This is a genomic window from Bradyrhizobium sp. PRIMUS42, from assembly GCF_023006515.1.
Classification (GTDB): domain Bacteria; phylum Pseudomonadota; class Alphaproteobacteria; order Rhizobiales; family Xanthobacteraceae; genus Bradyrhizobium.
Genome location: NZ_JALBGZ010001314.1, coordinates 1 through 866, shown reverse-complemented (window position 1 = coordinate 866; position 866 = coordinate 1). Strand labels below are relative to the sequence as shown.

Annotated in this window: 2 protein-coding genes; both read right to left on the bottom strand. The window is 66.1% G+C overall.

The genetic code is table 11. The features are described 5' to 3' along the window. On the bottom strand, positions 1-376 hold a 376-nt coding region (locus MOV75_RS39980), incomplete at its 3' end, for a DUF4140 domain-containing protein (RefSeq protein WP_247008351.1). Between the two features lie 170 nt (positions 377-546). After that, positions 547-866 (bottom strand): LuxR C-terminal-related transcriptional regulator (locus tag MOV75_RS39975; protein WP_247008350.1); only part of this gene is annotated, 320 nt, incomplete at its 5' end.

Here is an 866-nt window from a genome sequence, read left to right as displayed (position 1 = left end):
AGTCGATCGCGCCTTGCAGGTCGGCGCGCTGGTCGCTCAGGGCTTCGAGCCGCTTTTCCAGCTCGGGCAGGTTGACCGGCGCCGCGCGCGGCGACCGCGCATCGATCGTGCCGATGGTGAGTTTGGCTCCGCCTTCACCCTCGACCCGGATGGAGGACGTATCGAGGGCCAGAGGAAAGTCCTTCGCGACCAGCGTCGAGTCCCCGGATGGCAGGTCGACGGTGATGATGCGGGTGACGGTGGCGCCATCGGGATAGACGGTGACGGTGTCGATCGCCGAATTGGTGTCCAATTCGGCTGCCCATGACGGCGATGCCGTCGCCATGGTCACCAGAACCAGGCTCGTTGTCGCCAAACATCGTGCGGTGATGCGCATAAAGTCCCTCCTGCCGGTATCGCCGCGCCGCCAGCCGGACGCACGCGATCAAATGCCTCGCCAACATGGTTGGACGCGGCAGGGAAGGAACTGGTTCGATTGGGGTTTCCGTGGGGCGCCGCTGCGGCGTCACCATGGCCGCGGAACGTATGACATTGCCGCGGCAGTCCTCACGCCTGGGTTGGCGAGCCCTGGCCGAAGATGCGCCGCAGCAGATCGGTCACGTTCTTCGCGCCGGCTTTCTTCAGGATGCCGGCGCGGTAGCCTTCGACCGTCCGCGCGCTCAAATGCATGCGGCGGGCGATCTCCTTGTTGGTCAGTCCGGCGGCAAGGTGCTCGAGCACGTCGACTTCGCGCGCCGTCAGCGGCTCGCAACCGGGCAGCAGATCGGTCACGTTCTTCGCGCCGGCTTTCTTCAGGATGCCGGCGCGGTAGCCTTCGACCGTCCGCGCGCTCAAATGCATGCGGCGGGCGATCTCCTTGTTGGTCA